This window comes from Rhizobium sp. UBA1881 (assembly GCF_002338015.1).
GTDB lineage: Bacteria > Pseudomonadota > Alphaproteobacteria > Rhizobiales > Rhizobiaceae > Rhizobium.
On record NZ_DDHH01000113.1, the window covers coordinates 1 to 673 of the forward strand.

Sequence of the window (673 nt, forward strand, 5' to 3'; positions counted from 1 at the left end):
GCCGGCATGAAGGATTCGAAGGTCATCGTCGCGATCAACAAGGACGAGGAAGCACCGATCTTCCAGGTCGCCGATTTCGGCCTCGTCGCCGATCTCTTCGACGCCCTGCCCGAGCTGCAGAAGGCTCTCTAAGTCGGTGGATGCCCGGTTTCGCATGCGGCGCCGGGCTTCCATGATCGCGCGTCATCTTTCGCACATGCGAGCGACTGGAAAATTATCTTTTTAGGGGCTACTACTGCTGCCGGGCGATCATTCGTCCGGCAGTTTTGTTTAATAGGTACGGCAATCGCGGGGGCGAAGGCCGAGCAGGGGTGTGGAGATGACTGCGGTGTTCAAGACAATCGGAATTATCGGCGCGGGCCAGATGGGTTGCGGCATCGCGCAGGTTTCGGCTAGCGCAGGCTACAAGGTCCACATCTACGATCTTACCCAGGATCGCATCGAGCGCGGCCTCGCCACTATCAACGGCAACCTCGCCCGCCACGTCACCAGCGGCAAGATGACCGACGAGGAGCGCTCGAGCACGCTCTCCTTGATATCGGGCTCCGCAGACATCAACGACCTCGCCTCCTCCGATCTCGTCATCGAGGCCGCGACCGAGGACGAAAGCGTCAAGCGCAAGATCTACGCCACGGTCTGTCCGGTCCTGAAGCCGGAAGCGATCATCGCCACC

The 673-nt window shown here is 60.6% G+C and carries 1 protein-coding gene and 1 pseudogene; both read left to right on the forward strand.

Going from position 1 to position 673, the window contains the following annotated elements; genetic code table 11:
* Positions 1–132, forward strand: a pseudogene (locus B3605_RS13435) (electron transfer flavoprotein subunit alpha/FixB family protein); the annotation flags it as partial.
* Between the two features lie 196 nt (positions 133–328).
* Positions 329–673, forward strand: a 345-nt coding sequence (locus B3605_RS13440) for a 3-hydroxyacyl-CoA dehydrogenase NAD-binding domain-containing protein (RefSeq protein ID WP_414706961.1), incomplete at its 3' end; no start/stop codon positions are given.